We start from the raw sequence: 26,983 nt of genomic DNA, 5'->3' as shown, positions 1-26,983 counted from the left end.
CGTTCCCCGTCTTCGCTTTCGTTGGATGCCGACGCCCGACGGAGAGGGAGTCGTCCCCCGGAGATGACTCGAGTCAGGCTGGCGACATGCGTGCCGCCGGTAGGTATTCACAGGGTTATCCACCGCTGCGTGTGCAATACCGTAGTGATCTCCGGCCACTTTTGGGATGGGCTGGGGATAACTTTCGCCCTCACGCTAACTTGTCCACAGGATGTGGATCAAATTCGGCTCCCGGAATACGTCGCCGACACACGGCGCGCCTTCGCCACCGATCCTGCCAATCCCGTGCATAATCAGTGGATTTGAGTCGATCGGTTTGACCTCGGTCCTCTATAGGCCGTAGTTTTAATCAGTTGACTTCAGCCGTTCCGGCTGCCCTGAAACTTTTCTGGCCTCCCCGTGCTGGCACCATCCATCAGCACCGGCCTGCGAAGAGACCACCACGGAGATAGAGATTATGAGCAAGAGAACGTTCCAGCCGAACAACCGCAAGCGCGCCAAGACCCACGGCTTCCGCCTGCGCATGCGCACGCGTGCCGGTCGCGCCATCCTGTCCGCTCGTCGCGCCAAGGGCCGCGAGAAGCTCTCGGCGTAGTACCGGCCGGTGCTCGCGAAGGCCAATCGCATCACGCGGGGGGCGGACTACCGGGCGACGGTGCGGAGAGGTGCCCGCTTTACGGCGGAGAACACCATCGCATACGTCCGTCCCACTGCCGACCCCGACGTGGTGCGATTCGGTTTTATCGTGAGCAAGACGGTCGGCAACGCCGTGCACCGCAACCTCGTGCGCCGGCGGCTCAAAGCAGCTGCGTACGAGGTGCTCCCGACGCTCCGCGAGAGCGCCGCGAAGGTGGGCGGAGTGGACATCGTGATCAGAGCATTACCAGCTTCCGCGGAGGCCCGGTGGGCTACCCTGCACGAAGAGGTCACCCGAGCCGTCAGCCGCTACCTTCGTCGTAGCTCCACCAGATAAGGGCCACGTCCGTCCATGTACGCCGCGATCACCGCCGTTCTGCTCGTTCCGCGGAACATCGCCGTGCTGATCCTGCGGGCGTACCGGGCGGTCATCTCGCCGCTCTATGGCGACGTGTGCCGGTACTACCCGTCGTGCTCGGCGTACGCGCTGCAGGCGATCCAGCAGCACGGGGTGGTCGTCGGGAGCGTTCTGGGGGTGCGCCGCATCATCCGCTGCCATCCGTGGGCGGCGGGAGGGGTCGACGACGTCCCCGTGAAGAGGCGCCAGCGCTACCGGGTCACCCCGTTCGGATTCGTCGTCGCCGCGAGCGACGCAAGCTTTAGCCACAGAAGGGCCTAGCACGCAGACATGGACATCCTCGGTACGATCCTCTGGCCCATCAAATGGGTCGTAGAGCTGATCCTCGTCGCCTTCCACTGGCTGCTTTCTCAGATCGGGCTCGACCCGGCCGCAGGCCTCACCTGGGTGCTTTCGATCGTCGGCCTGACCCTCGTCGTCCGCGCGGCGCTCATCCCGATCTTCGTCCGTCAGATCAAGAACCAGCGGCGCATGCTCGAGGTGGCGCCGCAGCTCAAGAAGATCCAGGACAAGTACAAGGGCAAGAAGGACCAGTTCTCGCGTGAGGCCATGTCCCGCGAGACCATGGAGCTCTACAAGAAGACGGGCACCAACCCGCTGAGCTCGTGCCTCCCGCTGCTGCTCCAGATGCCGATCTTCTTCTCGCTGTTCCAGGTGCTCAACGGCGCCCAGAGTGGTCATGCGGGCGTCGGCCCGCTCAACGAGACGCTCGCCGTCCAGTTCGGCAACGCGTCCCTCTTCGGTGTCGCTCCGCTGCACCAGAGCTTCCAGGGGGCGATGAACGCCCACCCCCCGCAGGTCGTCGTCATGGTGATCGCGGCCGCGATGGTCGTCCTGATGACCGGTTCGCAGTTCCTCACGCAGCTGCAGATCGTGTCGAAGAACATGTCGCCGGAGACGAAGGCGAGCCCCCAGTTCAAGCAGCAGCGCATCCTGCTCTACCTGCTCCCGTTCGTCTTCCTGTTCTCGGGCTTCGCTTTCCCGCTCGGTGTCATGTTCTACTGGCTGACCTCGAACATCTGGACGATGGGTCAGCAGTTCCTCGTCATCCGCAACATGCCGACCCCCGGCTCGGACGCCGCCAAGGCGCGCGAGGCCCGTCTCGCCAAGAAGGGCAAGCTCGTCCAGCAGGATGGAACCGTCGTTCTCTCCGTCGAGGAGTCGGTTCCCGACAAGCCCGTGACCACCCAGCGTGTTCAGCCTGTGAGCAAGAACCGCGCCAAGAAGCAGGCCGGAAAGAAGTAGGGACACCCATGACCGACGTGCAGACCGACGACATCCTCCCCACCCCGACGACGGAGCCGCAGACGGTGATCACCGACGGTGTCGAGAACGAGGAAGCCACTGCGACCTCCCCGACCGCGGCCGACCTCGACCGCGAGGGTGACATCGCCGCGGACTATATCGAGGAGCTCCTCGATATCGCCGACATCGACGGGGACATCGACATCGACGCTCGCAACGGCCGCGCCTACATCTCCGTGAATGCCGAAGACGGCGCGAATCTTCAGGTGCTGTCGAAGCCCGAGACTGTCGCCGCTCTGCAGGAGTTGACGCGTCTCGCCGTGCAGAATCAGACGGGCGGCTTCTCACGTCTGATCCTCGACATCGCCGGCTCGCGGGATGCGCGCCAGGCCGAGCTGGGCCAGTTGGTGGCGCGCGCGATCGCCCGTCTCGAGGAGGGCGCTGCGGAGGCCGCGCTTCCCCCCATGTCCTCGTATGAGCGGAAACTCGTCCACGACATCGTCTCGGAGCGCGGCTTCGTGTCGAACTCGCGCGGCGAGGGTCGTGACCGCCACACGGTCATCACCGCTGCCTGACGCCGCCGCATCGTGACGGACGCCCTCGAATCGGAGCCCTCCGCTGCCGCGGCCCTGTTCGGTGATCGCCTGGACGTTGCTCGAGCGTTCACTGGGAACCTCGCCGCGCAGGGCGAGGAGCGGGGTCTGATCGGTCCGTTGGAGCTGCCGCGACTGTGGTCGCGTCACATCCTGAATTGCGCGATCGTCGCTCCTCTCCTCCGGCCCGGTCTCGTCGGTGACATCGGGAGCGGTGCTGGATTGCCGGGCCTCGTCCTCGCGATCGCTCGCCCCGATGTGTCGTTCGTCTTGATCGAGCCCATGGAGCGTCGGATCGCCTGGCTCGACGAGCAGGTCACCGAACTGGGTCTCACGAACGTCGTCGTCATGCGGGCTCGTGCGGAAGAAGCCAGACTCGACACCCCGCTCGATCAAGTGACGGCTCGCGCGGTGAGCGCGTTCCGCAAGCTGCTCCCCCTCACCGCACCCCTTCTTCGCGACGGCGGCGAGCTCGTCCTCATGAAGGGCGCCGGTGCACAGGCCGAGGTGGAGGCGGCGTCCAAGGAGATCCGCAAGTACAAGGTTCACGATGTGGTCGTCGAGACTCTCGGTGACGGCATCCTGGACGAGGTCACGCGCGTCATCCGCGCCACCGTTCGCTGACACCCTGCGACCGACTGATTCGCCCCTCGGTCTCGATGTTGGACTGATTTCGACCCTTTTTGTGTCGTGTTCCTGTCCGACGCGGTGCGAGGCGCGAGCCGGAGGATGGCTCTGTGGGCGACGAAACAGGGTGCTTCCGCGCTGTGGGAGCCATTCTCCGGGCTCGCCGACGAAGTCGTTCGGACCGAATCGAGCCCCGATTCGGCGGATTCTCGGCACCGAGATCGCCTGTCTTTCGGTCGGCGTTCGATCTGTGACGGTCGGTGGATGATGATCCGAACTGCCTCGACGGGAGAGAAGAGTGAGGAGAGAGGGCGGTCCTTTGCGCTCTCCTGAGTCGGCAGTGCACGGGCTGCCCCGATCGGCTTCCCGCCGCTGTTGAGTTGTGCTGGTGAGCGACGGATCGAGGACGCTCGCGCTGCTGCTGCACTCCCCCGTGACCTGACGACCTGTGGTCTCGCGAGGGGTGTCTCGCTAGCGGTGCGACGTGTAAAGCGATGACAGGTCACCGTGCGCGTGTTCGTCTGTGCGCGGAAGGCGGGGTGGTGGAGCGTCACGGCGAGCGTACATTCACACGGCTGGAGTGCTTGGTCGCATCGATCCGAGATCGATCATGACCACCCCGCGTGCGTGCACGCGATTTCGCCGCTCCCTCTGGTCGCGATAGAGAGGCGAGGAGCGTGGACCTGTTTCACGTGAAACTCATGCTGTTGGTCAGCTACGACTCCGTCAGTCGGCGTCGGCGAATCCGCCCCTCATACTGAGCTCGCGGGACATCTCCCTCCCCCACCGTGGTCGACGGGGCAGCTACGCGCGGTCGCTGAACGAGCGAACGCGCGAGGCGATGAGGACGGGTGCGGAGTCGGAGGTCGGCGTCCCCCTGTGTCCGCCCCGCGGCGACAGGGGCCTCGATGCCACCGCTGACAGGTTGGTACCGATCCGCCAGATCTGTGGGTGCGTCGCGGAGATCACCGAGCCGGCGAGCTTGCGGGACGGAGGGTGCCGAGCAGTTTCACGTGAAACATGCCCCGCGCTCAGCAGGTGCCGAAGCGGGGAAGCCCGTATGGCGGAGGTGCGACGGAGGGGCCAATGGCTACCTGAGTGGTCGGCAGTGAGGGGGCCGAGTGGTGGGGAGGGCTCGGGCGACCTGCTGACAGACCGTCAACCTCGGTCGGTGGACGAGCAGACGGGCGATCCGCGAACAGACGGACTGTCGGATGGATGAGCAGGTGGGCGGGAAGCGGAGAGGCGTGCGAACGGGCGGTGCCGGAGTCGGCTCGGCTCATGTAATGGGCAGGCAGGTCGAGATAGGAACAGGCGGGTCGCCCACGGCGCCTCGGCATCGCCGGTGGCGCTAGTGGGAGCGCAGCGGGTACGAGAGTCGTGAGGGATGACGGACGTCTGGGCGGGTGCGGAACACAGCACGCGCGACGATGAACGCAGCACCACCCAGACGAGCCCGCGGAAAGGGGCCGACGTCGCGAAGGGTGGGCCAGGAACGAGCATCTGGAAAGAGGCAGAAGGCAGGGCTCGGGAAGGTGTGTGTCGAGCGGTCGGCCGCGCCGTCGGTATGTACGCGGACGAATGGGCGGGAGAGTCGACGGCGTGGCAGACGCCTCGACGGGCGAGAAGGAATGCGGGCAACCGTGTGAGTAGCAGGGCGCCGGCAGACGGCGTGGCCGGCTCGGCGAGCTGACGGGGGAATGATCATCGACAAGGTAGCGAAGGCGGCGGGCAAACTCGTAGGCAGGAGGCCGCATGAGGGGTTGATGGGTTGGCGGGCCGCGGGCTGATCGGCTCACAGATGAGTGAGGGGATGAGTGCTCGACTACCTCGGCAGGTCCGCAGCCGATGGTAGGGGCAGCGGCCTCGAAAGCTGACGGCGTGCTGATGGGGTGCTGGCGACGCGGCATTCTGGCATCGTGGAATCGCCGAACGACGGGCAGCTCGTCGCATGACGGGACGCGCCGGGTCCCGCCCCTGTGACCACTCCCCCACAATGCCCGCTCCGACCATGCCCGCTCCCACCACGTGCGCACTGGCGGGCGGGCAGCGATTGTTTCACGTGAAACACAGGCGCCGACGCGGCGTTGACCATGCCCGCTCCCACCACGTGCGCACTGGCGGGCGGGCACCGATTGTTTCACGTGAAACACAGGCTCCAACACGATGTCGACCATGCCACAACCCGTACGCCTCATCGCCGAGGTCGGGGAGTTGACGCCACGTCGACGTATCAGAGAGAAGAAGCCCGAAGACACCGTCGCCCAGAGCTGGCGCGCCCATCCACCTCGTCCCGCGTGTGTCCTCGTCACAGACGACGCGTCCACAAATGGCCGGACGCCTCGCCGATCGCCGACAGGCGTCATCTTCCAGCCTTTCGGTTGCCGAACCCGACGGTCACGTCGGTCGCGCAAGCTAGAGTTGAAGGGAAGCGCGCCCCGGTGCGCTCCCCCGACCAGACCGGTGCGGCGCACCAGATCGAGCGACGAGGTTTCACGTGAAACAACCGGACCAGGATCCGTCCATCGAGGTGGAGACGCCCGCCTTCGATGAATCGACGCCTCTGGCCCGGGAGATCGAGGATCTCGCGCGGAGGAGGCAGGCGATCGCTCAAACGACTCTTCCCCTTCCCTCTCGGACGCGAGTGTTCACGATCTCGAACCAGAAGGGTGGGGTGGGCAAGACGACCACGGTCGTCAATCTGTCGGCCGCCCTGGCGAAATCCGGCGCACGGGTGCTGGTGATCGATCTCGATCCGCAGGGGAACGCCTCGACTGCTCTGAGCGTCGAGCACCGCGAAGGAACCCCGAGCGTCTATGACGTGATCGTGAACGACAAAGAGCTGGAGGAGGTCATCCAGAAGAGCCCGGAGTTCGACGGCCTCTTCGTGATCCCCGCGACGATCGACCTCGCCGGGGCGGAGATCGAACTCGTGTCGATGGTGGCGCGTGAGCAGCGACTCGAGCGGGCGCTCCGCCGATTCCTCGACGAGTACGACATCGACTACGTACTGATCGACTGCCCGCCCTCGTTGGGCCTCCTGACGATCAACGCCTTCGTGGCGGCGACCGAGGTCCTCATCCCGATCCAGTGCGAGTACTACGCGCTGGAGGGGCTCAGCCAGCTGCTCAAGAACATTCAGCTGATCGAACGGCACCTGAACCCCAAGCTGCGCGTGTCGACGATCCTGCTGACCATGTACGACTCCCGCACCAACCTGGCGCACCAGGTGGCAGCGGACGTGCGCGACCACTTCCCCAACGAGGTGCTCGACACGATCATCCCCCGCTCGGTCCGCATCTCGGAGGCGCCGAGCTACGGCCAAAGCGTCATCAGTTACGACGCCAACTCGTCCGGCTCGCTCTCGTACCTCGAGGCGGCCGCCGAGATCGCACGAAGAGGAGCACCACGTTAATGGCAGCGAAGCGCACCGGACTGGGCCGCGGCATCGGCGCCCTCATTCCCACGTCCGACCAGTCGTCCCGGCCCGTCGACGTCTTCTTCCCCGACACCAGTTCAGCTACGTCGGCGGATGACCTGGTCGCCGTACCGGGAGCGCGTCTCGCATACCTCTCCCCCGTCGACATCGTCCCCAACCCGGTCCAGCCGCGCACGGAATTCGACCGGGACGCGCTCGACGAGCTCGTCGCGAGCATCCGCGAGGTCGGCGTCCTCCAGCCCGTCGTGGTGCGTCCTCTCGCCGGTCAGAGCGACAAGTACGAGCTCATCATGGGCGAGCGCCGCCTGCGGGCGACCAAGGAGCTCGGGCTCGCGAACATCCCCGCGATCATCAAGGACACCGCGGATGATGACATGTTGCGCGACGCGCTGTTGGAGAACCTCCACCGCTCGCAGCTGAATCCACTGGAAGAGGCGTCTGCCTACCAGCAGCTCCTCGCAGATTTCGGCATCACGCAGGAGGAGCTCGCGAACCGGATCGGGCGCTCCCGCCCGCAGATCACGAACACGATCCGGCTCCTGAAGCTCCCCGCTCCGGTGCAGACCCGCGTCGCAGCCGGCGTCCTCAGCGCAGGGCACGCCCGCGCGATCCTCTCCCTCGGTGATGACGCCGACGCGATGGTGCGGCTCGCCGACAAGATCATCAACGAGGACCTCTCCGTGCGCGCGGCGGAGGCCGTGGCGGGCAAGAGCCCCAAGCCTGCGCGCTCCAAGGCCACCGCGGGAAAGCACCGCGGTCATCTGGACGAGATCGCGGAGAAGCTCGGCGATCGCCTCAACACCCGCGTCAAGATCACCCTCGGCGCGCGCAAGGGGCAGATCGTCGTGGACTTCGCGACGATCCAGGACCTCAACCGCATCCTCGACGAGATTGGCCAGCCCAGCTACAACTGATCACCGGCGACCGCGCGGGGTGCTGACAGGGAGCCGGCCCGCGCCCCTGCGCTATCTATCCGCTATCCCTCCGCTATCGCTGCGACCGCGAGTGCGGCGTAGACCTCGCCGAGGTCGCGCCCGGAGGCGGCGATCGCCTGCGGCATGATCGACGTCTCGGTGAGCCCCGGCAAGACATTCGCCTCGAGGAACCACGGCACGCCGGCATCGTCCACGATCAGGTCGATCCGCGACAGGTGCCGCAGGCCGAGCGCCTCGTGAGCAGCCGAGGCGGCCGCCGCGACGGCTTCCCCGACCTCCGGGGCGAGCCGTGCCGGCACATAGAAACGGGTCTCTCCCGCGTTGTAGCGGGCATCGAACGAGTAGACCCCGTCGACGGGCTCGATCTCGACCGCCGGGAGCGCCTCCGCGCCCGACCCGGAATCGATCACGGCGACCGACACTTCCACACCCTCGACCTTGCGCTCGATGAGCGCGATCTCGGAGTAGGTGTACGCATCCACCATGGCACGCGGGAGCTCGTCGGCGGAGGCGACGATGGTCACGCCCTGCGCCGAGCCGCCCTGAGCGGGCTTCACGACGACGGGCATGCCCAGCCCGGCGATGACGGCGGAGAGCACGCTGTTCGCGCCCAGCTCGCGGAAGGTCTCCTTCGGGAGCGTCACGGAGTCCGGGGTGGCGACGCCCGCGCGGCCGACGATCGTCTTGGCGGTGGGCTTCGACCACGCCAGCCGGGACGAATCGGTCCGTGAACCGACGAAGGGGATCCCGGTCAACTCGAGAAGGGCACGCAGCGCGCCGTCTTCGCCGCTGGCGCCGTGCAGTGCGGGCCAGACGACATCCGGGCGCGACCCGGTCAGGAAGCCGAGCAGCTCCCCGTCGGGCTCGCGCACGGTGACGCGGTGGCCCAGCGAGTTCAGGCCGTCTGCGACCCGGCGACCGCTGCGGAGGGAGATGTCGCGCTCGTGCGAGATCCCGCCGGCGAGCACGACGATATCGAGGGCGTCGAGGGCTTCTTTTTCTGCCATGATCAGCTCTTTCTCGTTGTGCGTGCGCTCAGCGCAGATCGGTCGGCGGGTTCGCGCTGGTCCGGCTCGGACGCGCTGCGGTCAGCGGGCCCGTTCCGGCGAAGGTGTCGAGCAGATCCTGCTCGCCGTTGATGACGTTGGCGAGACGACGGATGCCGACCTTGATGTTCTCGGGGGTCGGGTAGCAGAACGACAGCCGGATGTTCTGGGCGCCCGAGCCGTCACCATAGAAGGCGGTGCCGGGCGTGTATGCGACGAGCTCCGTCACCGCGCGCGGCAGCATCGCCTTCGAGTCGAGATGGGGAGGAAGCGTCAGCCACACGTAGAAGCCGCCGTTGGGGTTCGTCCAGCTCAACTCGGGCAGATGTTCCTCGAGTGCGGAGATCATGGCCTCCTTGCGCTCCCGGTACACGCCGCGGAAGGTGTCGATCTGCGCCTTCCAGTCCGCATCCCGCAGATACTCGGAGATCACCAGCTGACTGAAGGAGCTCGGACTCAGCACGGCGGCTTCGTTGGCGAGGATGAGCTTCTCGCGGATGGCATGCGGGGCGAGGGCCCAGCCGACTCGGAAACCAGGCGCGAGCGTCTTGGAGAACGTCCCCAGGTAGACGACACCCTCCTTCTCGACCGACCGCATCGCCGACGGAGGCCGTTCGCCGAAGTACAGCAGGCCGTACGGGTTGTCCTCCAGCACGAGGATGTCGTTCTCGCGCGCGATCTCGAGGATCTCGAGGCGGCGCTCCCAGGTGAGCGTCACGCCGGCCGGATTGTGGAATGTCGGCACCGTGTACAGGAACTTCACGCGACGCCCGGCGGCCTTCAGACGTGCGATGTGCTCGCGCAGTGCCTGCGGGATGAGACCGTGCTCGTCCATGGGCACGTGATCCACCTCGGCCTGGTACGAGCGGAAGATCACCATCGCGGTGACGTAGCTCGGACCCTCCGCGAGGACGACGTCGCCGGGATCGATGAAGAGCTTGCTGAAGAGCTCCAGCGCGTGCTGAGAGCCGGTCGTCACGATGACGTCGTCCGCACTGCCGCTGATTCCTTCCAGCGCCATCACGTCGAGGATCTGCTCGCGGAGCGCGGGGACGCCCTGACCGGAGCCGTACTGGAGGGCCACGGGGCCCTGCTCGCGCATCACGCGATCCATCGCACCGACGACGAGGTCCTCCGGCAGGGCGGCCACATAGGGCATGCCGCCGGCCAGCGAGACCACCTCGGGGCGGCTGGCGACGGCGAACAGGGCTCGGACCTCACTGGCGGCCAGGCCGCTGGTGCGCTGCGCGTAGTGGCTGTACCACGGGTCCAGATTGTTGCCCCGCTGCTGCGGGATGCCCTGTTCGGTCACGAGTCATTCCATTTCTAGTGGCGTTTAGTCATGCTATTTGGGTGGTGCGTCCCGCGGAAAATCCGAGGGAGGTCTGAGTGCCGGCGGATACGAAAAAGACCCGCCCGGCGGGTGAGCGCCGGACGGGTCTGCGAAGAGGCTGGTCGGCTACGCGAGGTAGGCGGCCAGGTCGGCTTCGAGGGCGGGCTTCGGCTTGGCGCCGATGACGGTCTTGACGACCTCTCCACCCTGGTACACCTTCATCGCGGGGATGGAGGTGATCTGGTACTTCGCCGCGGTCTGCGGGTTCTCGTCGACGTTGAGCTTGACGATCTCGATCTTGTCCGAGTGCTCGGCGGCGATCTGGTCGAGGATCGGGCCGACGGCGCGACACGGGCCGCACCACTCTGCCCAGAAGTCCACGAGGATGGTCTTCTCGTTGTTGAGGACGTCCTGCTCGAACGTCGCGTCCGTGACCGAACGTGCTGCTGACATTGTCTGATTCTCCTTAGGCGGTGGTCGAGAGTTCACGATCGCTGGAGGCGGTCTCGACCGTCTGCTCCAGCAGGTTCTGGGGAAGCGAAGCGAGGTAGTGCTCCGCGTCGAGGGCGGCGACGGTGCCGGACGCCGCAGCGGTGACGGCCTGACGGTACGTCGGGTCGATCACGTCCCCGGCGGCGAACACGCCGGTGAGGTTCGTCTTCGACGAACGGCCGTCGACCGCGATGGTGCCCTCGGCGGTCAGATCGAGCTGACCGTGGACCAGGTGCACGCGCGGGTCGTTGCCGATCGCGATGAACAGTCCCTGCAGGTCGAGCTCGCTCTCCTCGCCGGTGACGAGGTTGCGCAGCTTGACGTGCTGAACCTGCTCGCTGCCGCCGATGCCCACGACCTCCGAGTTCCAGACGAACTCGATCTTCTCGTTGGCGAAGGCGCGATCCTGCATGATCTTGGAGGCGCGGAGGCTGTCGCGGCGGTGGATGACGTACACCTTGTCCGCGAAGCGGGTGAGGAAGTTGGCCTCCTCCATCGCGGAGTCGCCGCCGCCGACCACGGCGATCGTGCGCTCGCGGAAGAAGAACCCGTCGCAGGTGGCGCACCAGGAGACACCGTGTCCGGAAAGGCGATCCTCGTCCTCCAGGCCCAGCTTGCGATAGGCGGAGCCGGTCGCGAAGATCACGGCGAGGGCCTCGTGCACGGCGCCGGAGCCGAGCGTGACAGTCTTGACCTCACCCGTCAGATCGACCGACACGACATCGTCGAGCACGACCTCGGTGCCGAACTTCTCGGCCTGGGCCTGCATCTTGAACATGAGGTCGGGGCCCATGATCCCGTCGGGGAACCCGGGGAAGTTCTCGACCTCCGTGGTGTTCATCAGTTCACCGCCCGCCTCGACCGAGGAGGCGATCAGCAGCGGCTTCAGGTTGGCGCGGGCCGCATAGATGGCCGCGGTGTACCCGGCGGGGCCGGAACCGATGATGATGATCTGCCGCACGGCGGAACTCCTTGACTGTCTGCGGGGCCTCCGGGACCGGAGGCACCGACCAATAGAACACATCCTAGGCGGATGCTATTCCGTCTCACCCGCCCTGTGGAGTTCGGCGCCGAAGGCGATCGAGGATTGGTCCGACCCCCGCCTCCAGATCGCTCGAACGGAGCATCGCGAGGAATCCGACGTACACGACGAGCATCACGACACCCACGACCGCCGACGAGACGATCGCGCCCAGGATGCCGCTCACCGGGAAAGCGCCCGGCTCCACTCCCCCGAGCAGCACCAGGAACCCGGCGCCCGCGACCATCGCCGCCACCGCTGCGACAAGGAACCGCCACAGTCCGCTCGCGATGCGCCTCCCGTCCACTCCCCCGACGCGGCGACGCAGGAGTGCGAAGGCGAGCACCGCCTGGATGACGCTCGCGAGCGAGACGACGAGGGCGACGGCTGCGGCGCGCATGTCGGGGCCCACAGCGAAGCAGGCCAGCACGCCGACGATGATCACGACGACCTGGGCGACGGTGAAGAGGAACGGCGTGCGGGTGTCCCCCAGCGAGTAGAAGGCCCTCTGCGCCATGAACACGAGCGAGAAGGGAACGAGGCCCACCAGATAAGCGATGAGGACGAGTCCCATCGGCTGATAGCTGGAGGTGAAGACGCGAGCAACGGGGTACGCCACGACGATGAGCGCGGCAGAGGAGAAGACGATGAGGAACATGATCGACCGCGCAGCGCTCGAGAAATCGCCGCGGAAGTCGGAGACGGCACCGCGGGCGGCATGCTCCGCCATCCGCGTGTAGTACGCCGTGACGATCGAGACCGCGATGATGCCGTGCGGGAGCATGAAGATCAGCCAGGCGTTCGTCATCACGAACGAGCCGGCGTAGCCCTCCCCCGCCGAGTTCGAGACGTTCATCTCGATGAGCCCGGCGATCTGGGTCGCGATGAGCATTCCCAGCGTCCAGCCGGCCGCCCGGCCCGCGCTCCCCAGGTTGACTCCGCGCCATCCGAAGTCGAAGCGGAACCTCAGACCGATCCGCCGCCAGAAGAAGAACAGCACGAGGGCCTGCACCGCGATACCCAACGTGGCTCCGCCCGCGAGAAGGGCGATCATCCCGATCGACCATGTGTCGTGGGCATTGCCGGAAGCGGAGTACGCGCCGAACAGCAGTATGAAGCCGCCGAGCATGAGGATGGCGACGACGTTGTTGATCACCGGCGCCCAGGTGAACGGCCCGAACGACTTGCGGGCGTTCAGGACTTCGCCCAGGAGCGTGTAGAGGCCGAGGAAGAAGATCTGCGGCAGCGACCAGTACGCGAATGTGGTCGCCAACTGCGCCTGCTCGCCGCGTAGCCCATACACGGTCATGAGCAGCGGCGCCGCGACCGTGGCGACGACCGCGACCCCCGCGAACACCACCATCCCCAGTGTGACGAGCTTGTTGATGTAAGCGCGCCCGCCGTCGGCGTTGACGGATGCGCGCACGATCTGCGGCACCAGGATCGCGTTCAGGATGCCCTGAGCGATGATCGCGTACAGACTGTTGGGCACCTGCGTCGCCGTGCCGTACGCGTTCGCTGCGAGGCTGAGAGTGCCGATCGCCTGCACCAGCAGCCACGCCTTCGCGAATCCGAGGATGCGCGAGACGAAGGTGCCGGAGGCGAGCATCGCGCTGGCGCGTCCCACGCTAGCCACGCGGTTCGTCCTCCTGCGGTGCGCCGGAGGTGTCGCCGACTCCGGGGCCCGGCTCTTCCTGCTCCGTGTGCGGAGGGGCCTCCGGAGCGATCTCTGCGCCGGCGGTCTGGTCGCCGTCCTCCGGCTCGCGGCGCTCCTTGCGGCGTCTCAGGATGTTGCGTACGACGCCGAAGCCGAAGAGCAGGACGAGCAGGATGCCGAGGATCAATGCGCCGAGCCCCTCCCAGTCCGCGTGCACGTCGACGGTGACCGTCGTCGGGTCGCCGATCGGCACGCCGGTGGGGCTGTAGAGGCGCAGCGAGAGCACGACCTGGCCGTTGCCCACCTTCGCCTTCACCGGGACGAGGAGCGTGGCACGGGAGTCCTGCGGGATCCGCTTGGTCGTCGCGTCGTCGATCTCCAGGCGGCTGTTCGAGGGCGACGCGGTCAGCACGACCGTCACTGCCTCGTCCTTGAGCTCGTTGCTGACCGTGAACGGGATCGACCCCTGGGCGCTGACGAGGTTGATGTTCTCCGTCGGCAGGATGTGGATGGAACCGAGGGTGTCCCGCGTCGTCTTGTGCGACGCGGCGACCGCGGCGGCCCAATCGGCCTTGGGGTTCTGCCAGGAGACCGCGAGCAGGGTGAGCAGCTGTGCGCGCACCCGGCCGGTGAGGGTCGTCGGGTCGTCGAGCACGGAGGAGAACGCCCCGAGCGACGTCTCATCCGAGAAGAGGGAGCGGATGGCGTCGATCCGAGCGTCCGCCTCCGGAGCGTCGGTGAGAGCCAGGCCGCTGGTGGCGGCCGCCGCACGGACTGCGACGAGGGTCGACGACGTCGCCCACGGCGACGACGACAGCGCGTCCAGCGTGCGCTTGAGCTGGGTCCCGCTCGACGGCCACGACCGGTCGAGTCCGACGAGCAGGTGGCGGGCGTCTCCGCCTTCCGCGCCGATCAGCTGGAGCTGAGCGTTGAGCTTGCCCATGGCCGTGTTCCAGGCGACGTCGCTCGGCGCGGAGACGGCCGATCGCAGAGCATCGGAGAGACGCTGATCGAAGGCCACGACCGTGCTTCCGCTCGTGGCCACGGCGGCGTTCGGCGTGGTGTCCAGGTCGCCGGCGTTGGTGTTGTCACCCGAGACGATCACGTTCGTCAGCCCGGCGGCGGCGAGCGGGGCCAGATCGGCCGCACGCGCGCTCCGATCGCCGGGCCAGGCGATGCCCTTCAGGGTGAAGTCCCAGGCGGTGAGCTGCTCGAGCGTGGGGAGCACCGGTCCGGAGGTCGGCGTCGGCGTCGGCGTCGAGCCTCCCGTGATCGCCGTCGTCGGCGCCGTCACGGGCTGGCCGATCGAGGTCGGAGTGGGTGAGAAGTTCTTGGGGTCGAGGGCGTACTGCAGGGAGGTCGGAGTCAGCGGGGCGGCCCCTCCTGCCTGGATCTGCCCGGTCGGGTCGGCGTCGCCGTAACCGAGTGAGAAGGTTTCATTGGGCAGGGTCGCGAGGCGCGACAGCCAGTCGATGGCGGTCGCCGGCGCCGCGTTGCCGAGCGCGCGGATGGACGCGATGATCATCGGGTCGATCCCGACGGTCACGGCGCTGTGCCCGTCGAGCCCGTCCAGATCGCGGGTGAGCACGCCGTTCGCGGCCGTGTAGGTCGCGAGATCGTCGGCGGAGATGAGGCCGTCCGCGCTGGAGGGGCTGACGATGGGCATGACGACGCCCACACTCGACCGCGTGCCGGTCTCCGCCGCGCTCCACACGACGGAGCTGCGCGCCTCGATCCGGGAGTCTGCGGACGTCACGGTCGCGCCGATCCCGAACACCGCCGAGTCGGGGCGCGTCCCGAACGGGACCGCCGCGGCCGGGACGGTCACCCGGACGACGCTGCTGGTGCCGCTCTCCAGAGGAGGGAGGGTCGCCTCCCCCAGCGGCACCGGCGCCGTGACCGGATCAGCGGAACCGAGCCAGTCGGTGAGGGTGTTGCGTGAGGCCATCGCCTTCGGGTCCAGCCAGACCGAGACCGTTCCGGTGGAGACGGCCGACCCGGTGGGATTGGAGACCGTGACGGAGACCGAAAGGTCTTGACCGGTCGCGAGCACGCCGGCATTGTCGGCCGCGACGCTTGCGGTCAGGCCCGACCCGTCCGAGGTGCGGGGAGACGGGGTCGCGGTGACGGAGGAGGTGGAGGGGCTGGGGGCGTCGGTCGCGGCGGTCGCCGCCGTCGGCGTCACCGTGACCAGCGAGAGCGCCGCGACCAGGGCCGCGACGACACCGGCGAGTCGGCCGCCCGCGCGCCGGCGACGGGCACCCCGGAGGAGGGTGGGGTCGGCTGCGCTCATGCGACGACGCACGATCCCTGCTCGGCCTCCATGACCACGATTCTAGATGCCACCCCCTGAGAGCCCGGCGAGCACGCCCGTAAACTAGGTCACCATGCAGAGCGTCGCCGAATCCCTCGAACGTCTCGGCGACCTCGCGGCATCGCCCACGGTCAGCCGGGTCGCCTCCCTGTTCGCGGCCTCCGGCCACGAGCTGGCCCTCGTCGGCGGCCCCGTTCGCGACGCGCTGCTGGGCCGGTCCGTGCACGATCTCGACTTCACGACGGACGCGCGCCCCGACGACATCCTGAAGATCGTCTCCCCGCTCGCGGACGCGGTCTGGGACATCGGCCGGCAGTTCGGCACAATCGGGGCGCGGTTCGGCGACGACACCGTCGAGATCACGACCTATCGCAGCGACAGCTACGACGGCGAGACGCGCAAGCCCGACGTGGTCTTCGGCGACTCGCTGGAGGGCGACCTCCTGCGCCGCGACTTCACCGTGAACGCGCTGGCCCTCCGCGTGCCCGACGTCCGGCTCGTCGATCCGTCGGGCGGTGTGGAGCACTTGCTCGAGCGGCGGATCACGACCCCGTCGACCCCGGAGGTGTCGTTCGGCGACGATCCGCTGCGCATGCTCCGGGCGGCGCGGTTCGCCGCACAGCTCGGGTTCGTCGTCGACGACGAGACCGTCGGCGCCATGGGTCGCATGGCCGATCGCATCCGCATCATCAGCGCCGAGCGCGTGCGCGACGAACTCTCCAAGCTCCTCACCGCGGAAGATCCGCGGGCCGGCATCGAGCTGCTGGTCCAGACCGGGCTCGCCGACGAGGTGCTGCCGGAGGTGCCCGCGCTGCGGCTCGAAGTGGACGAGCACCACCACCACAAAGACGTATATCAGCACAGCCTGACCGTCCTGGAGCAGGCCATCGGATACGAAAAGGAGCGTCATCCGGGTGAGGCTCCCGATCTCGTCCTGCGTCTCGCGGCCATCCTGCACGACATCGGCAAGCCGGCGACCCGGCGGTTCGAGCCGGGCGGCGCCGTGAGCTTCTACCACCACGACGTCGTGGGTGCGAAGCTCGCCAGGAAGCGGCTGACCGCACTGCGCTTCGACAAGGCGACGATCGACGCGGTCGCGCGGCTGATCGAGCTGCACCTCCGCTTCTTCGGCTACACCGACGCCCACTGGACGGACTCCGCGGTGCGCCGCTACGTGCGGGACGCGGGCGAGCAGCTCGAACGCCTGCACATGCTGACGCGTGCCGACGTGACCACGCGCAACCGCCGCAAGGCCGACCGTCTGGGGTTCGCGTACGACGACCTCGAGCAGCGCATCCGGGAGCTGAAGGAGCAGGAGGAGCTGGATGCGGTGCGTCCGGACCTCGACGGCCAGCAGGTGATGCGTGTGCTCGGCATCACGCCAGGGCGCGAGGTGGGCCAGGCGATGAAGTTCCTGCTCGATCTGCGGCTCGACGAGGGGCCGTTGGGCGAGGAGGAGGCAACGCGTCGCCTGCTCGACTGGTGGGGCGCCCGCTGACGCATCGCCCCATTCACAGCGCACGCCGCGCGCTGACTTCTCCACGGTTCCGGTCAGAGACCCTCGGCGGCGGGCCGGCGCACCGAGGCTGGGGACATGACGAAGCTCCTCGACTCCCCCGCCTCCCGCACCTCCGCACTCCGCGAGCCGGCACTCCGCGAGCCGGCTCCCGGCTGGCGGGATGACGCGCCGTCGGGTACCCTTGGAAAGTTGCCTGGGCAGAAGTCTGCCCGCGCGACCGATGTACAACCCTCCTGCTGCAGAACGTCTGCAGCCGCTGAGACCAGAGGAGGTGGGTTAGTCATGCATCAGTACGAGCTGATGGTCATCCTCGATCCCGAGATCGATGAGCGCACCGTTGCTCCCAGCCTTGACAAGTTCCTCAACGTCGTTCGTAACGACGGTGGAACGATCGACAGCGTCGACATCTGGGGTCGCCGTCGCCTGGCCTATGAGATCAACAAGAAGTCCGAGGGCATCTACGCCGTCGTCCAGCTGACCGCGAACGGCGACACCACCAAGGAGCTCGACCGCCAGCTGAAGCTCAGCGAGGCCGTCATGCGCACCAAGGTGCTCCGCGCCGAGGAGGCCATCGCCCAGGTCGCCGCCGCTCAGAAGCGCGCCGACGAGAAGGCTGCCCGCAAGGCCGCCTCCGCCGGCACCGAGAAGGCCGGCGCCTAGTCCGATGGCCGGCGAGACCGTCATCACCGTGGTGGGCAACCTCACGGCCGACCCCGAGCTGCGTTACACGCAGAACGGGCTGGCCGTCGCCAACTTCACGATCGCGTCCACTCCGCGCACGTTCGACCGTCAGGCGAACGAGTGGAAGGACGGAGAGGCTCTGTTCCTCCGGGCGAGCGTCTGGCGTGAATTCGCCGAGCACGTCGCGGGCTCGCTGACCAAGGGGTCCCGCGTCATCGCTCAGGGGCGGCTCAAGCAGCGTTCCTACGAGACGAAGGAAGGCGAGAAGCGCACGTCCATCGAGCTCGAGATCGATGAGATCGGGCCGTCGCTGCGCTACGCCACCGCTCAGGTGACCCGTGCTCAGTCGTCCGGCGGCGGTCGTGCCGCCGGCGGGTTCGGTGGCGGTGCTCCCGCTGTCGAGGAGCCCTGGGCCGCCTCCGCCCCCGCGGACCCGTCCGCGGGCGCTGACGTCTGGAACACTCCGGGTTCCTACAACGACGAGACCCCCTTCTAAAGGGCCCTCTTACATTCATCAGCCCTCCCGGTTCGGCCGGGATGGGCGGAAAAGCAAAGGAAATCATGGCTGGAAAGTCGAGCGGCGACCGCCGCAAGCCGATCCGCAAGGGCAAGGACGGCAAGAACGCCGCTCCTGCGAAGTCCGTTCGCGTCGGCGTCATTGACTACAAGGACGTCGCAACCCTGCGGAAGTTCATCTCGGAGCGTGGAAAGATCCGCGCCCGTCGCATCACCGGTGTCTCCGTCCAGGAGCAGCGCCTGATCGCCCGCGCCGTCAAGAACGCGCGCGAGATGGCTCTTCTCCCCTACGCCGGCTCGGGCCGTTAAGGAGAACCCCCATGTCGAAAGTGATTCTGACGCACGAGGTCACCGGCCTCGGTTCGGCCGGTGACGTCGTCGACGTCAAGAACGGCTACGCGCGCAACTACCTCGTCCCGCAGGGCTTCGCGATCGCGTGGACCCGCGGTGGCGAGAAGCAGGTCGAGCAGATCAAGGCGGCCCGGGCCGCTCGCGAGCTGCACACCGTCGAGGCCGCTCAGGACCTCAAGGCCAAGCTCGAGGCGACCAAGGTCAAGCTGGTCGTGAAGGCGGGCCGCGAGGGCCGTCTGTTCGGCTCGGTCAAGACCGGCGATGTCGCCGACGCCGTCAAGGCGGCGGGCATCGGCGAGCTCGACAAGCGCAAGATCGAGATCCCCAACGCCATCAAGGTCGTGGGCGACCACGAGGCCACCGTGCGCCTGCACGAGGACCTCTCGGCCGTCATCACCCTTCAGGTGGTCGCTGCCAAGTAGGCGCGAAAAAGAGTCAGTGTAGCGGCGGGCGGTGGCCCGCCGCTACACCTCGTTAAGGGAGATTTTCACCGGTCTTGTACACAGGTCGACTCGCCCGGGCCACAGCAAACACCACAGCGAACGAAGTAGTTTTTACACACACCCTGGGGAAAGATTAAGGGCTGGTCAGGGCCTATTTCCTCAGAGAAATATCTTCCCTCTCCACAGTTTTTCCCACATGTTCTGCACAAGCTCCGCGGCGTTTCGCGCAGTTTCTTCACATAGTTATCCACAGGCTGAGTTGTGGATGAACCACCGGGTTCGTAGGGTGAAGCGACGCCGATGGATCGCCCGCCGGATGGACCGGTTCTGTCGGTGGTCGGCAGGACGATCGGACTGCGGCGCGAGATCCGCGAGCCGCAGGATCCGGTCGCGACATCCGCGGCGAGCCTGCACCCGGAGCCGCACCGGGCGGCGAAGCTGAGACGTGTCCACGCGTGCGTGGACAGCGGCAGAGAAGAGGAGTGCACGTGTCGATCGCTCACATCGGCCTCGCCGACGGCGGCGCCCCCGCGACCGAGCCGCGGAACGCGGAGCGCACTCCCCCGCATGACCTCCTCGCCGAGCAGAGCGCCCTCGGCGGCATGCTGCTCAGCAAGGACGCCGTCGCCGACGTGGTCGAGGTCGTGCGCGGTACGGACTTCTACATTCCCAAGCACGAGATCATCTACGACGCGATCCTGTCTCTCTACTCGCATGGCGAGCCGACGGACGTCATCACCGTCACGGACGAGCTCACCAAGCTCGGCGAGCTCTCGCGCGCCGGCGGGGCCGAGTACCTCCACACACTGACCAGCCTCGTGCCGACCGCCGCCAACGCCGGGTACTACGCCAATATCGTCACCGAGAAAGCGCTCCTGCGCCGACTGGTCGAGGCGGGCACCCGCATCACGCAGATGGGCTACAAGGCCGAGGGAGAGGTGCTCGACCTCGTCAACAACGCGCAGGCGGAGATCTACTCCGTGACGGGTGCGCAGGAGGCGGAGGACTACGTCCCGCTGACGGAGGCCGTCACCGTCGCCATCGACGAGATCGAGGCGGCCAAGCACAAGGACGGGTCGATGACCGGCGTCCCGACCGGGTTCACCGAGCTCGACGAGCTGACGAACGGCCTGCACCCCGGCCAGATGGTGATCGTCGCCGCGCGACCCGCGCTCGGAAAGTCGACCCTCGCCCTCGACTTCGCGCGCGCCGCCGCGATCAAGCACGACCTCCCCACGATCTTCTTCTCCCTCGAGATGGGGCGGAGCGAGATCGCGATGCGCCTCCTCTCGGCGGAGGCGACCGTCCCCCTCCAGCACATGCGCAAGGGAACGGTCGACAACCGCGATTGGACCACCATCGCCGCGACCCGCGGCCGCATCAACGACGCTCCGCTCTACATCGACGACAGCCCGAACATGACGCTTGTCGAGATCCGCGCCAAGTGCCGCCGACTCAAGCAGCGCGTCGGACTCAAGATGGTCGTCATCGACTACCTTCAGCTCATGACGAGCGGAAAGCGCGTCGAGAGCCGCCAGCAGGAGGTCAGCGAGTTCTCCCGCGCCCTCAAGCTCCTCGCCAAGGAACTCCAGGTGCCCGTCATCGCCCTCTCGCAGCTGAACCGCGGTCCCGAGCAGCGCGCCGACAAGCTCCCCGCCCTGAGTGACCTCCGCGAGTCCGGCTCCATCGAGCAGGACGCCGACATGGTCATCCTCCTCCACCGCGAATCCGCCTACGAGAAGGACAACCCCCGCGCCGGCGAGGCCGACCTCATCGTCGCCAAGCACCGAAACGGCCCCACCAAGACCGTCACCGTCGCCTTCCAGGGCATGTACTCCCGCTTCACGGACATGGCTCCGGTCTAGTCGACCAGAATTGGGGGTATGACGCCGCAACCGACGCCCTTCGTGTTCGTGCACGGCCTCTTCGGGTCGTTCGCCGACCAGGCCGTGTTCGACGCCCTGCGACCTGCCCCCTGCTCCGCCCCCGATCTGATCGGATACGGCGGAACAGCAGGCACCGTAACGACAGAAGGGCAAGTCGCAGCCCTGCGGGCGCACATCGACCGGGTGTATCCGCCGGATCCTGTGCACCTGGTGGCGCACTCGATCGGCGGGGTACTCGCCTTCCTCTACGCCGACGCACACCCCGAACGGGTCGCGAGTGTGACGAGCGTCGAAGGGAACTTCACGCTTGACGACGCCTTCTGGTCACGGTCGATCGCGACGCTCGACGAGAACACCGCCCGCGCAACGATCAACACGCGCCTGACGGACCCGGAGGGTTTCCTGACCGGAGACGGGATCATCCCGACGGCCGACCTCGTCGCCACCGCCCGGCAGGCGCTCTCCTACCAGCCCTGGCGGACGGTGTGGGAATCCGCACGCTCCGTCGTCGAGACGACGGGTGGCCAGGAGTGGCAACGAACTCTGCAACGCGTGTTCGCCGCCACGCCGGTGCACCTCGTTGCGGGCGAACGGAGCAGGAACGCGTGGCATGTCCCGGAATGGGCGCTCAGAGACGCCGCAACGTTCGACATCGTTCGCGGCGCCGGCCACATGATCATGCTGGAACACCCGACCCGCTTCGCGGAAGCACTCCTCGCGATCCACTCGCCCTGAGGTGACCTCAGACGCGGATAGCGAGAGATCACGGTGCCGCGCGACGAGGCCGCCGAGATCATTCAGCTGCGGCGCGAGGTGGCTCGCGACGCAGGCTTCCGCTTGGTTGTGCGTCCACTGGCCTTCGTGCCGCGTGAGTTCGGCCAGGACGTCGCGTAGGCGGTGTCCTGGAGAGTGCCCGGCATGACGTCGGGAAACCGGTGGCGCCGGTGCCACGCCATCCAGCACAGGGCCAGTGCGATCGCGAGGGAGGCGATCCCGCAGATGACTGCTGCCGTGCCGCTGGCCGGCCAGAGGAGCCAGGTGACGGTGAAGAAGTAGCCGTAACCCCAGACGGTTCCAAGGACGAACATGTTCGAGTTCGGGATGAACCCGTTGAACGAGATGATCGTCGCGATCTTCGACCATCGGGTCATTCGGATCGGGACCAGGGACAGCGAGGTCCCGGTCAGCGCGGTCGGAGGCGGTCCGATGGTCTCGCCCCTGCTCCAGATCGAGAGGGACAGCCGCTCGTCCGCATAGCGCGGATGGAGGCTGCGCCCGAGCAGTGTGAGCGCGGACAGGAAGACACCGAGGGTTCCGGCCAGCAACAGGTAGGTGAGCGATCCGAAGACCGGGACGACGGCGATCGCGATGACCGCGACGGTCACCGGCCAGTCGGAGGGCTGGAACATCCTCGCGTGCAGGAGACCCTGGCCATCCAGCGTCCCGCTCATCGCGGCCGGGAGTGCGAAGACCATGATGCCGCCGCAGATCAGGAACAGCAGGAACCATACGGCCGTCGCGAGGGCGTATCCGAACGGACGCAGCCACAGCGGCGCCCTGCGCGCCGGCACCGGTTGTGCGATCGGCGTGGGCTCACGCAGGTCGGCGTACGCGCGAGGACGAACCATACGCAGATCCTATAGGCCTGACCGGAGGGTCCTTCGGGATCCGACGGGACTCGCGGTCTAGGGCATTAGAACCGTTTTCTATCCGCGGGACTTAGCGAGCCTAGACACTCTTGCTTTCGATTGCGAACCGGTTCGCAAGTCGCTATCCTCACGAGAAGAGACCGCAGAGTCTCCCTGCGATTCCCTGGAACAGAGCGGTTCGAGAGAAGAGGACGATCGAAGTGAGAACAGCAGCACGGATCATCGCGGCCGTGACCGCATCCGTATTCATCGCGGCGGCCGTCGCCGTTCCAGTCGCCGGAGCCAGTGCCGCCGGGTCGACCTCCTTCACCGTCGACCCGGCACGGCGCGGCTCGACGGTGACCACGCTCTCCAATACGCTGACGAGCTGGGCGTACCGCGATGACTGGACGAGCGCCGCTGAGGGACAGCCGTCGAACTACTTCGCGACGAACTATCCCTCGATCACGACCGCCGATCTTTTCAGCGCCACGGGCGGTGGATACACGAGCAAGGCCGAAACCCTGACCTACCTCGCGTCGAACATGACCGGCGGATCGGTGACGGCGCTGTTCCAGACCAGCGTGGAGCCGGCGAGCGATCTGAAGTTCTGGGTAACGACGACGCAGGGAGACCGGCAAGTGACGTCGGTCGCCGAGTCGGACACCCTCATCGCCGGGAACGCGTGGACCAAGCGCGTATACACCTTGTCCGCCATCCCATCCGGAAGCACCGCGTTCCGTATCGCTTTTCCGACCGGAGGAGCGAACGCTTACAACCCGCAACTCGGAAGCGTCTCGATCACAGCAGCGACGAATATCACCGACACCCTCGACGACTGGTCCAAGGTGAGTGACCACACGAAGGGGCTCGCGTTCGACACGGCGAATGCGGGGGTCCTGGGTGATACCAGCCGGTTGATGCGGACGGTCAAAGATCAGTACACCCCGGCCGAGTCGATCACCTACCGGTCCACGGGGATGAGCGCGATCCAGGCGACCGCCTTGTTCTCGTCGTCGCAGGAGAACATCGACGACCTCACCTTCTTCGCATCGCCCGACAACGCGACGTGGACGCAGCTCGTGAACTGGACCAACGTCGACTCTCCGATCAACAGCGGGCTCTGGACGAAACGGGTGTATTCCCTCTCGAGCCTGCCGAGCGGCACGAACTTCGTCCGAGTGACCTTCCCCACCGGGGGTCTGAACAGCTGGAACCCGCAGCTCGCAAAGGTGGTCGTCACGGGTGGCAGCAGTTACACCGACGACCTCTCCGACTGGGGCGCCAGCTACTATCACACCTCCGGTCTCTCGTTCGACACGCAGAACGCCGCCGCCCTCGGCGACGCCAGCCGCGCGCAGCGGACCAACAACTACGACGGATTCCCGGGCGCCACGACCACACGCGATCTCTTCAAGAACCCCCAGGACCGCAACACCCTGACGGACTACGATTTCAGTTCGCTCATCACAGCCGTTCACAACATCATCGGCCAAGGGTTGACGCCGAAGATCCGCCTCGCCAACGTCCCGATGAAGTTCACAGCGGTCCCGGTCGTCGGAGCGTTCGGCACGAACATCCGTCCCCCGGACGACTACGACGCCTACTACGCCTACATCAAGGCGATCGCGGATGCGATGGTCGCCGAGTTCGGGATCGCACAGGTCAAGACCTGGACCTGGGGCATGACGCCGGAGATCGAGAACTCCAGCTGGTTCGAGGCCGCGGATGGAACCGCTGCCAGCACCGAGACCGCGTTCTTCAGGCTCTACGACTACACGGTCGCAGCACTTCAAGCCTCCCTCGGGGCGGCGAATGTGAAGGTCGGGGTGCACATGATGAACCAGACGGACGGACTCTGGAACCCGGCCGACTTCATCGACCACGTGGCCTCCGGCACCAACTACAAGACCGGCGCCACAGGGACAGCGATCAACTACATCGACTTCTCGTACTACGAGGGCAGCCCCGGCAACACCGGGCAATTGGAGACGTCGGCGGGAGGAGCCCGGTCACTGGCGGTCTCGATCGAGCGGATCCGCGCGCGCGCCCTCCTCGACGGTCTGACCGGCCTGACCTACGGCGTCGCAGAGGGCGGGATCGGTTTCGACCAGGACTCCCGCTTCATCTCGAACAACATCCTCGGATCCTCCTATGAAGGCTCGTTCGACGCGCTGGTGTTCAAGAAGCTCAACGACCTCGGGATCCGAGACTGGTCGCGGTGGGCGCTCAACACCGAGAAGATCTGGGGAGGTGTCGATGGTGTCTCCTCGCACCTCGACAACCTCGCGCAGAAGATGGTGGGAGATGCGAGAGCCGATGTGGCCCGCTCCGGCTCAGCGTCCGACCCGAGCAATATCGTGGACTCGATGGCCGGCTACAACCCCGCCACCAACAAGATCCATGTGATGGAGTTCAACCACAATCCGTCCCCATCCGCCTCGGGAGCGGAGAGCGTCTCCCTCACGGTGAAGAACATCGCGCCCGCGTCCGGATCGTCGGTGACGGTCACCAAATGGGTCGTCGACGACACGCATGCCAACTTCTGGCCGACCTGGTCGGCGGACCGCGCGAGTCACGGGGTCTCCAACGTCACCTACCTCGGCTGGTCCCCCCAGTCGCTGACGGTGCCTTCTCTGATGACCGTGCAGGCCGACAAGGACTACTGGTACTCCCGTGTGCCGACGTATCGGTCGCTCGCTGCGCTGTCCAGCACATCGACCACGGTCGTCCCGAGCGGCGGCCAGATCAGCCTGTCGGACACCGTCGCGCAACACGGCGTCGTCTTCTACGAGATCTCGAACGCCACTGTGGTGGGGTCGCCGACGTCGACTCCGACCACTCTGACGGACAACCTGGACAACTGGTATCTCGCCAACACCCACACCGCCGGCCTGTCGTTCGATACGAGCAACGCATCCGCGCTCGGCGACACCAGCCGGGCCATGCGCACCACCAGGACCGACCCGCAGAGCATCGACTATCGGAAGCTGGGGGCGACGAGCGCGACGGTCACCGGGCTGTTCGGCACCGACCAGGAGACCATCGCCGACTTCACGTTCTTCACGTCGGCGGACGGCCTGACGTGGTCCGCCTACGCGGGTGCCAGCCACGCCGACTCCCTCATCAACAGCGGCAATTGGACCAAGCGTGTGTACTCCCTCGCCGCTCTGCCCCCGGGCACGAACTACCTGCGGGTGGTGTTTCCCACCGGGGGCCTCAACAGCTGGAACCCGCAACTCGGGCAGGTGACCGTCACGGGATGAGCGAGGGCGGCCCCGTGCTCGTCCAGGCGAACCGTTATCAGTTCGGGTCGGGCGAACGCATCCGCCACGCCCACGTGGCCAGCGTCTGCCTGGTGCTGTGCCTTTCGGGGGCGGGAACGATTCGTTCCGGTGTCCAGGAGCTCCGCCTCCACCCGGGAAGCATCGTCCGCCTGCCGTGGGGCCACGCGATCTCGTACACCGCCGACGCTCGGGAGCCGTTCACGGTCGCCGCCGCTCACCTGCTTCCCTGGCACACGACGACCGAACCGATCGTGCGACGCGCAGCCCACGACCGTGACGACACGCTCTTCTCGTCACGGGACCGCGCGTGGCCCGACGGCCTCGAACCGTTTGCAGCGCTGACCGCACCGGTGTCGCGACACCGGGACGACCAGGCGGCCGCCTACGTGGAGTACATGGTGCATCTGGCGCGCGATCCCCAATGCGACGATGCTGCACTGCGCAGCGCCGGGCGGCTGGGGATCGACGAGGCCGAGCGGCTCGCCACGACCGGCCCGGCGCCGCAGCTCCCTGCGATGCTGAGGCGGATGACGGCCTTCATCGACGAGAACCTGGACTGCTCGCTCACGGTCGACGACATCGCGCGTCGCGGAGGCTGCAGTCGCGCGACGGCGGAGAGAGCGTTCACCAAGCATTTCGGGATGCCCGTGCAGTCGTATGTCCAAGGGCGGCGGATGACGGCCGCCGGCCGCCTCCTCAGCGAGACGGGGCTCAGCGTGACCGAGGTCGCCGGCGTCGTCGGCTATTCCGACCCGGCGTACTTCTCGCGGGTGTTCTCGCGGGTGTTCGGCGTCTCCCCGCGGGCATACGCACGAGGAATCGCACCCCTGTGACGGGATGAGTGCGTGACGGGATGCGTGCGCCGAAAGTCCAGATAGTGATCCGATACCCGATGCCGTCGCCGGACGGCCCGACC

Annotated in this window: 24 protein-coding genes; 17 read left to right on the top strand and 7 right to left on the bottom strand. The window is 67.0% G+C overall.

Annotation, left to right across the window (positions count from 1 at the left end; translation table 11 throughout):
* Window positions 1-457: 457 nt before the first annotated feature.
* The 8 genes from rpmH (at window position 458) to IT072_RS20630 (ending at window position 7,872) form a co-directional block, all read left to right on the top strand.
* Complete coding sequence (gene rpmH / locus IT072_RS20665) at window positions 458-595, top strand: 50S ribosomal protein L34 (RefSeq protein WP_055922080.1); 138 nt, start codon at window positions 458-460, stop codon at window positions 593-595.
* 9 nt (window positions 596-604) lie between these two features.
* Window positions 605-973, top strand: a complete 369-nt coding sequence (gene rnpA / locus IT072_RS20660; RefSeq protein ID WP_223358744.1) for a ribonuclease P protein component — start codon at window positions 605-607, stop codon at window positions 971-973.
* A 15-nt stretch (window positions 974-988) separates the two neighbouring features.
* The gene (gene yidD / locus IT072_RS20655; protein ID WP_223358742.1) at window positions 989-1,315 is read left to right on the top strand and encodes a membrane protein insertion efficiency factor YidD; all 327 of its coding nucleotides are present in this window, start codon (window positions 989-991) and stop codon (window positions 1,313-1,315) included.
* Between the two features lie 9 nt (window positions 1,316-1,324).
* On the top strand, window positions 1,325-2,299 hold the full coding sequence (gene yidC / locus IT072_RS20650; RefSeq protein ID WP_223358740.1) for a membrane protein insertase YidC: 975 nt from the start codon (window positions 1,325-1,327) through the stop codon (window positions 2,297-2,299).
* A gap of 8 nt (window positions 2,300-2,307) precedes the next feature.
* The gene (locus IT072_RS20645) at window positions 2,308-2,874 is read left to right on the top strand and encodes a Jag family protein (RefSeq protein ID WP_223358739.1); all 567 of its coding nucleotides are present in this window, start codon (window positions 2,308-2,310) and stop codon (window positions 2,872-2,874) included.
* 12 nt (window positions 2,875-2,886) lie between these two features.
* The gene (gene rsmG, locus IT072_RS20640) at window positions 2,887-3,516 is read left to right on the top strand and encodes a 16S rRNA (guanine(527)-N(7))-methyltransferase RsmG (protein ID WP_223358738.1); all 630 of its coding nucleotides are present in this window, start codon (window positions 2,887-2,889) and stop codon (window positions 3,514-3,516) included.
* Window positions 3,517-6,049: 2,533 nt separating this feature from the next.
* Complete coding sequence (locus tag IT072_RS20635; protein ID WP_374758231.1) at window positions 6,050-6,934, top strand: ParA family protein; 885 nt, start codon at window positions 6,050-6,052, stop codon at window positions 6,932-6,934.
* Window positions 6,934-7,872 (top strand): ParB/RepB/Spo0J family partition protein, encoded by a 939-nt coding sequence (locus IT072_RS20630; RefSeq protein WP_223358736.1) that lies wholly within the window; start codon window positions 6,934-6,936, stop codon window positions 7,870-7,872. The genes IT072_RS20635 and IT072_RS20630 overlap by 1 nt, the downstream gene beginning before the upstream one ends.
* Before the next feature lie 62 nt (window positions 7,873-7,934).
* Here IT072_RS20630 and IT072_RS20625 read toward each other — a convergent pair whose 3' ends face one another.
* From IT072_RS20625 to IT072_RS20600, 6 genes are all read right to left on the bottom strand, one after another.
* Complete coding sequence (locus IT072_RS20625) at window positions 7,935-8,900, bottom strand: D-alanine--D-alanine ligase family protein (RefSeq protein WP_223358734.1); 966 nt, start codon at window positions 8,898-8,900, stop codon at window positions 7,935-7,937.
* Between the two features lie 28 nt (window positions 8,901-8,928).
* Window positions 8,929-10,251 (bottom strand): aminotransferase-like domain-containing protein, encoded by a 1,323-nt coding sequence (locus tag IT072_RS20620; protein WP_223358732.1) that lies wholly within the window; start codon window positions 10,249-10,251, stop codon window positions 8,929-8,931.
* 147 nt (window positions 10,252-10,398) lie between these two features.
* On the bottom strand, window positions 10,399-10,725 hold the full coding sequence (trxA, locus tag IT072_RS20615) for a thioredoxin (RefSeq protein WP_021763557.1): 327 nt from the start codon (window positions 10,723-10,725) through the stop codon (window positions 10,399-10,401).
* Window positions 10,726-10,738: 13 nt separating this feature from the next.
* The gene (trxB, locus tag IT072_RS20610) at window positions 10,739-11,725 is read right to left on the bottom strand and encodes a thioredoxin-disulfide reductase (RefSeq protein WP_223358730.1); all 987 of its coding nucleotides are present in this window, start codon (window positions 11,723-11,725) and stop codon (window positions 10,739-10,741) included.
* Between the two features lie 85 nt (window positions 11,726-11,810).
* Window positions 11,811-13,421 carry a murein biosynthesis integral membrane protein MurJ gene (murJ, locus tag IT072_RS20605; protein WP_223358729.1) on the bottom strand — a complete coding sequence of 537 codons (1,611 nt, stop codon included), beginning with the start codon at window positions 13,419-13,421 and terminating at the stop codon, window positions 11,811-11,813.
* Window positions 13,414-15,735: a DUF6049 family protein gene (locus tag IT072_RS20600; RefSeq protein WP_223358727.1), complete on the bottom strand. Its 2,322-nt coding sequence runs from the start codon at window positions 15,733-15,735 to the stop codon at window positions 13,414-13,416. The genes murJ and IT072_RS20600 overlap by 8 nt, the downstream gene beginning before the upstream one ends.
* 94 nt (window positions 15,736-15,829) lie before the next feature.
* Between IT072_RS20600 and IT072_RS20595 the strand changes: the two genes are divergently transcribed.
* The 7 genes from IT072_RS20595 to IT072_RS20565 all read left to right on the top strand — a co-directional run bounded on the left by IT072_RS20595 (window position 15,830) and on the right by IT072_RS20565 (window position 21,887).
* Window positions 15,830-17,254 (top strand): CCA tRNA nucleotidyltransferase, encoded by a 1,425-nt coding sequence (locus IT072_RS20595; RefSeq protein WP_223358725.1) that lies wholly within the window; start codon window positions 15,830-15,832, stop codon window positions 17,252-17,254.
* Window positions 17,255-17,557: 303 nt separating this feature from the next.
* A complete protein-coding gene (gene rpsF, locus IT072_RS20590) occupies window positions 17,558-17,935 on the top strand; it encodes a 30S ribosomal protein S6 (RefSeq protein ID WP_223358724.1) in 378 nt (125 codons plus the stop codon).
* A gap of 4 nt (window positions 17,936-17,939) precedes the next feature.
* Complete coding sequence (locus tag IT072_RS20585) at window positions 17,940-18,452, top strand: single-stranded DNA-binding protein (protein ID WP_223358723.1); 513 nt, start codon at window positions 17,940-17,942, stop codon at window positions 18,450-18,452.
* A 65-nt stretch (window positions 18,453-18,517) separates the two neighbouring features.
* Window positions 18,518-18,781, top strand: coding sequence for a 30S ribosomal protein S18 (rpsR, locus tag IT072_RS20580; RefSeq protein WP_018189012.1), 264 nt, complete (start codon window positions 18,518-18,520; stop codon window positions 18,779-18,781).
* Window positions 18,782-18,792: 11 nt separating this feature from the next.
* Complete coding sequence (rplI, locus tag IT072_RS20575; protein WP_223358722.1) at window positions 18,793-19,245, top strand: 50S ribosomal protein L9; 453 nt, start codon at window positions 18,793-18,795, stop codon at window positions 19,243-19,245.
* A 509-nt stretch (window positions 19,246-19,754) separates the two neighbouring features.
* Entirely contained in the window at window positions 19,755-21,131 is a 1,377-nt protein-coding gene (gene dnaB / locus IT072_RS20570) for a replicative DNA helicase (protein WP_223358721.1), read from the top strand.
* Window positions 21,132-21,149: 18 nt separating this feature from the next.
* On the top strand, window positions 21,150-21,887 hold the full coding sequence (locus IT072_RS20565) for an alpha/beta fold hydrolase (RefSeq protein ID WP_223358720.1): 738 nt from the start codon (window positions 21,150-21,152) through the stop codon (window positions 21,885-21,887).
* 62 nt (window positions 21,888-21,949) lie between these two features.
* On the opposite strand, the gene IT072_RS20560 is transcribed toward IT072_RS20565, so the two are convergent.
* On the bottom strand, window positions 21,950-22,780 hold the full coding sequence (locus IT072_RS20560) for a hypothetical protein (protein ID WP_223358719.1): 831 nt from the start codon (window positions 22,778-22,780) through the stop codon (window positions 21,950-21,952).
* Between the two features lie 251 nt (window positions 22,781-23,031).
* Between IT072_RS20560 and IT072_RS20555 the strand changes: the two genes are divergently transcribed.
* Window positions 23,032-26,046 (top strand): GH39 family glycosyl hydrolase, encoded by a 3,015-nt coding sequence (locus IT072_RS20555; RefSeq protein ID WP_223358718.1) that lies wholly within the window; start codon window positions 23,032-23,034, stop codon window positions 26,044-26,046.
* Complete coding sequence (locus tag IT072_RS20550; protein WP_223358717.1) at window positions 26,043-26,900, top strand: AraC family transcriptional regulator; 858 nt, start codon at window positions 26,043-26,045, stop codon at window positions 26,898-26,900. The genes IT072_RS20555 and IT072_RS20550 overlap by 4 nt, the downstream gene beginning before the upstream one ends.
* Window positions 26,901-26,983 lie beyond the last annotated feature (83 nt).

This window comes from Leifsonia sp. ZF2019 (assembly GCF_019924635.1).
GTDB lineage: Bacteria > Actinomycetota > Actinomycetes > Actinomycetales > Microbacteriaceae > Leifsonia.
Note: the sequence above shows the minus strand (reverse complement) of the source record. Positions and strands in the feature narration are given on the sequence as shown.

What these genes read in the sequence shown, in the direction of transcription:
- rpmH (WP_055922080.1), top strand. Translation starts at nt 458, where the DNA reads ATGAGCAAGAGAACGTTCCAGCCGAACAACCGCAAGCGCGCCAAGACC.
- yidD (WP_223358742.1), top strand. Translation starts at nt 989, where the DNA reads ATGTACGCCGCGATCACCGCCGTTCTGCTCGTTCCGCGGAACATCGCC.
- yidC (WP_223358740.1), top strand. Translation starts at nt 1,325, where the DNA reads ATGGACATCCTCGGTACGATCCTCTGGCCCATCAAATGGGTCGTAGAG.
- IT072_RS20645 (WP_223358739.1), top strand. Translation starts at nt 2,308, where the DNA reads ATGACCGACGTGCAGACCGACGACATCCTCCCCACCCCGACGACGGAG.
- IT072_RS20630 (WP_223358736.1), top strand. Translation starts at nt 6,934, where the DNA reads ATGGCAGCGAAGCGCACCGGACTGGGCCGCGGCATCGGCGCCCTCATT.
- IT072_RS20625 (WP_223358734.1), bottom strand. Translation starts at nt 8,900, where the DNA reads ATGGCAGAAAAAGAAGCCCTCGACGCCCTCGATATCGTCGTGCTCGCC.
- trxA (WP_021763557.1), bottom strand. Translation starts at nt 10,725, where the DNA reads ATGTCAGCAGCACGTTCGGTCACGGACGCGACGTTCGAGCAGGACGTC.
- IT072_RS20600 (WP_223358727.1), bottom strand. Translation starts at nt 15,735, where the DNA reads ATGAGCGCAGCCGACCCCACCCTCCTCCGGGGTGCCCGTCGCCGGCGC.
- IT072_RS20595 (WP_223358725.1), top strand. Translation starts at nt 15,830, where the DNA reads ATGCAGAGCGTCGCCGAATCCCTCGAACGTCTCGGCGACCTCGCGGCA.
- rpsF (WP_223358724.1), top strand. Translation starts at nt 17,558, where the DNA reads ATGCATCAGTACGAGCTGATGGTCATCCTCGATCCCGAGATCGATGAG.
- IT072_RS20585 (WP_223358723.1), top strand. Translation starts at nt 17,940, where the DNA reads ATGGCCGGCGAGACCGTCATCACCGTGGTGGGCAACCTCACGGCCGAC.
- rpsR (WP_018189012.1), top strand. Translation starts at nt 18,518, where the DNA reads ATGGCTGGAAAGTCGAGCGGCGACCGCCGCAAGCCGATCCGCAAGGGC.
- rplI (WP_223358722.1), top strand. Translation starts at nt 18,793, where the DNA reads ATGTCGAAAGTGATTCTGACGCACGAGGTCACCGGCCTCGGTTCGGCC.
- IT072_RS20565 (WP_223358720.1), top strand. Translation starts at nt 21,150, where the DNA reads ATGACGCCGCAACCGACGCCCTTCGTGTTCGTGCACGGCCTCTTCGGG.
- IT072_RS20560 (WP_223358719.1), bottom strand. Translation starts at nt 22,780, where the DNA reads ATGGTTCGTCCTCGCGCGTACGCCGACCTGCGTGAGCCCACGCCGATC.
- IT072_RS20550 (WP_223358717.1), top strand. Translation starts at nt 26,043, where the DNA reads ATGAGCGAGGGCGGCCCCGTGCTCGTCCAGGCGAACCGTTATCAGTTC.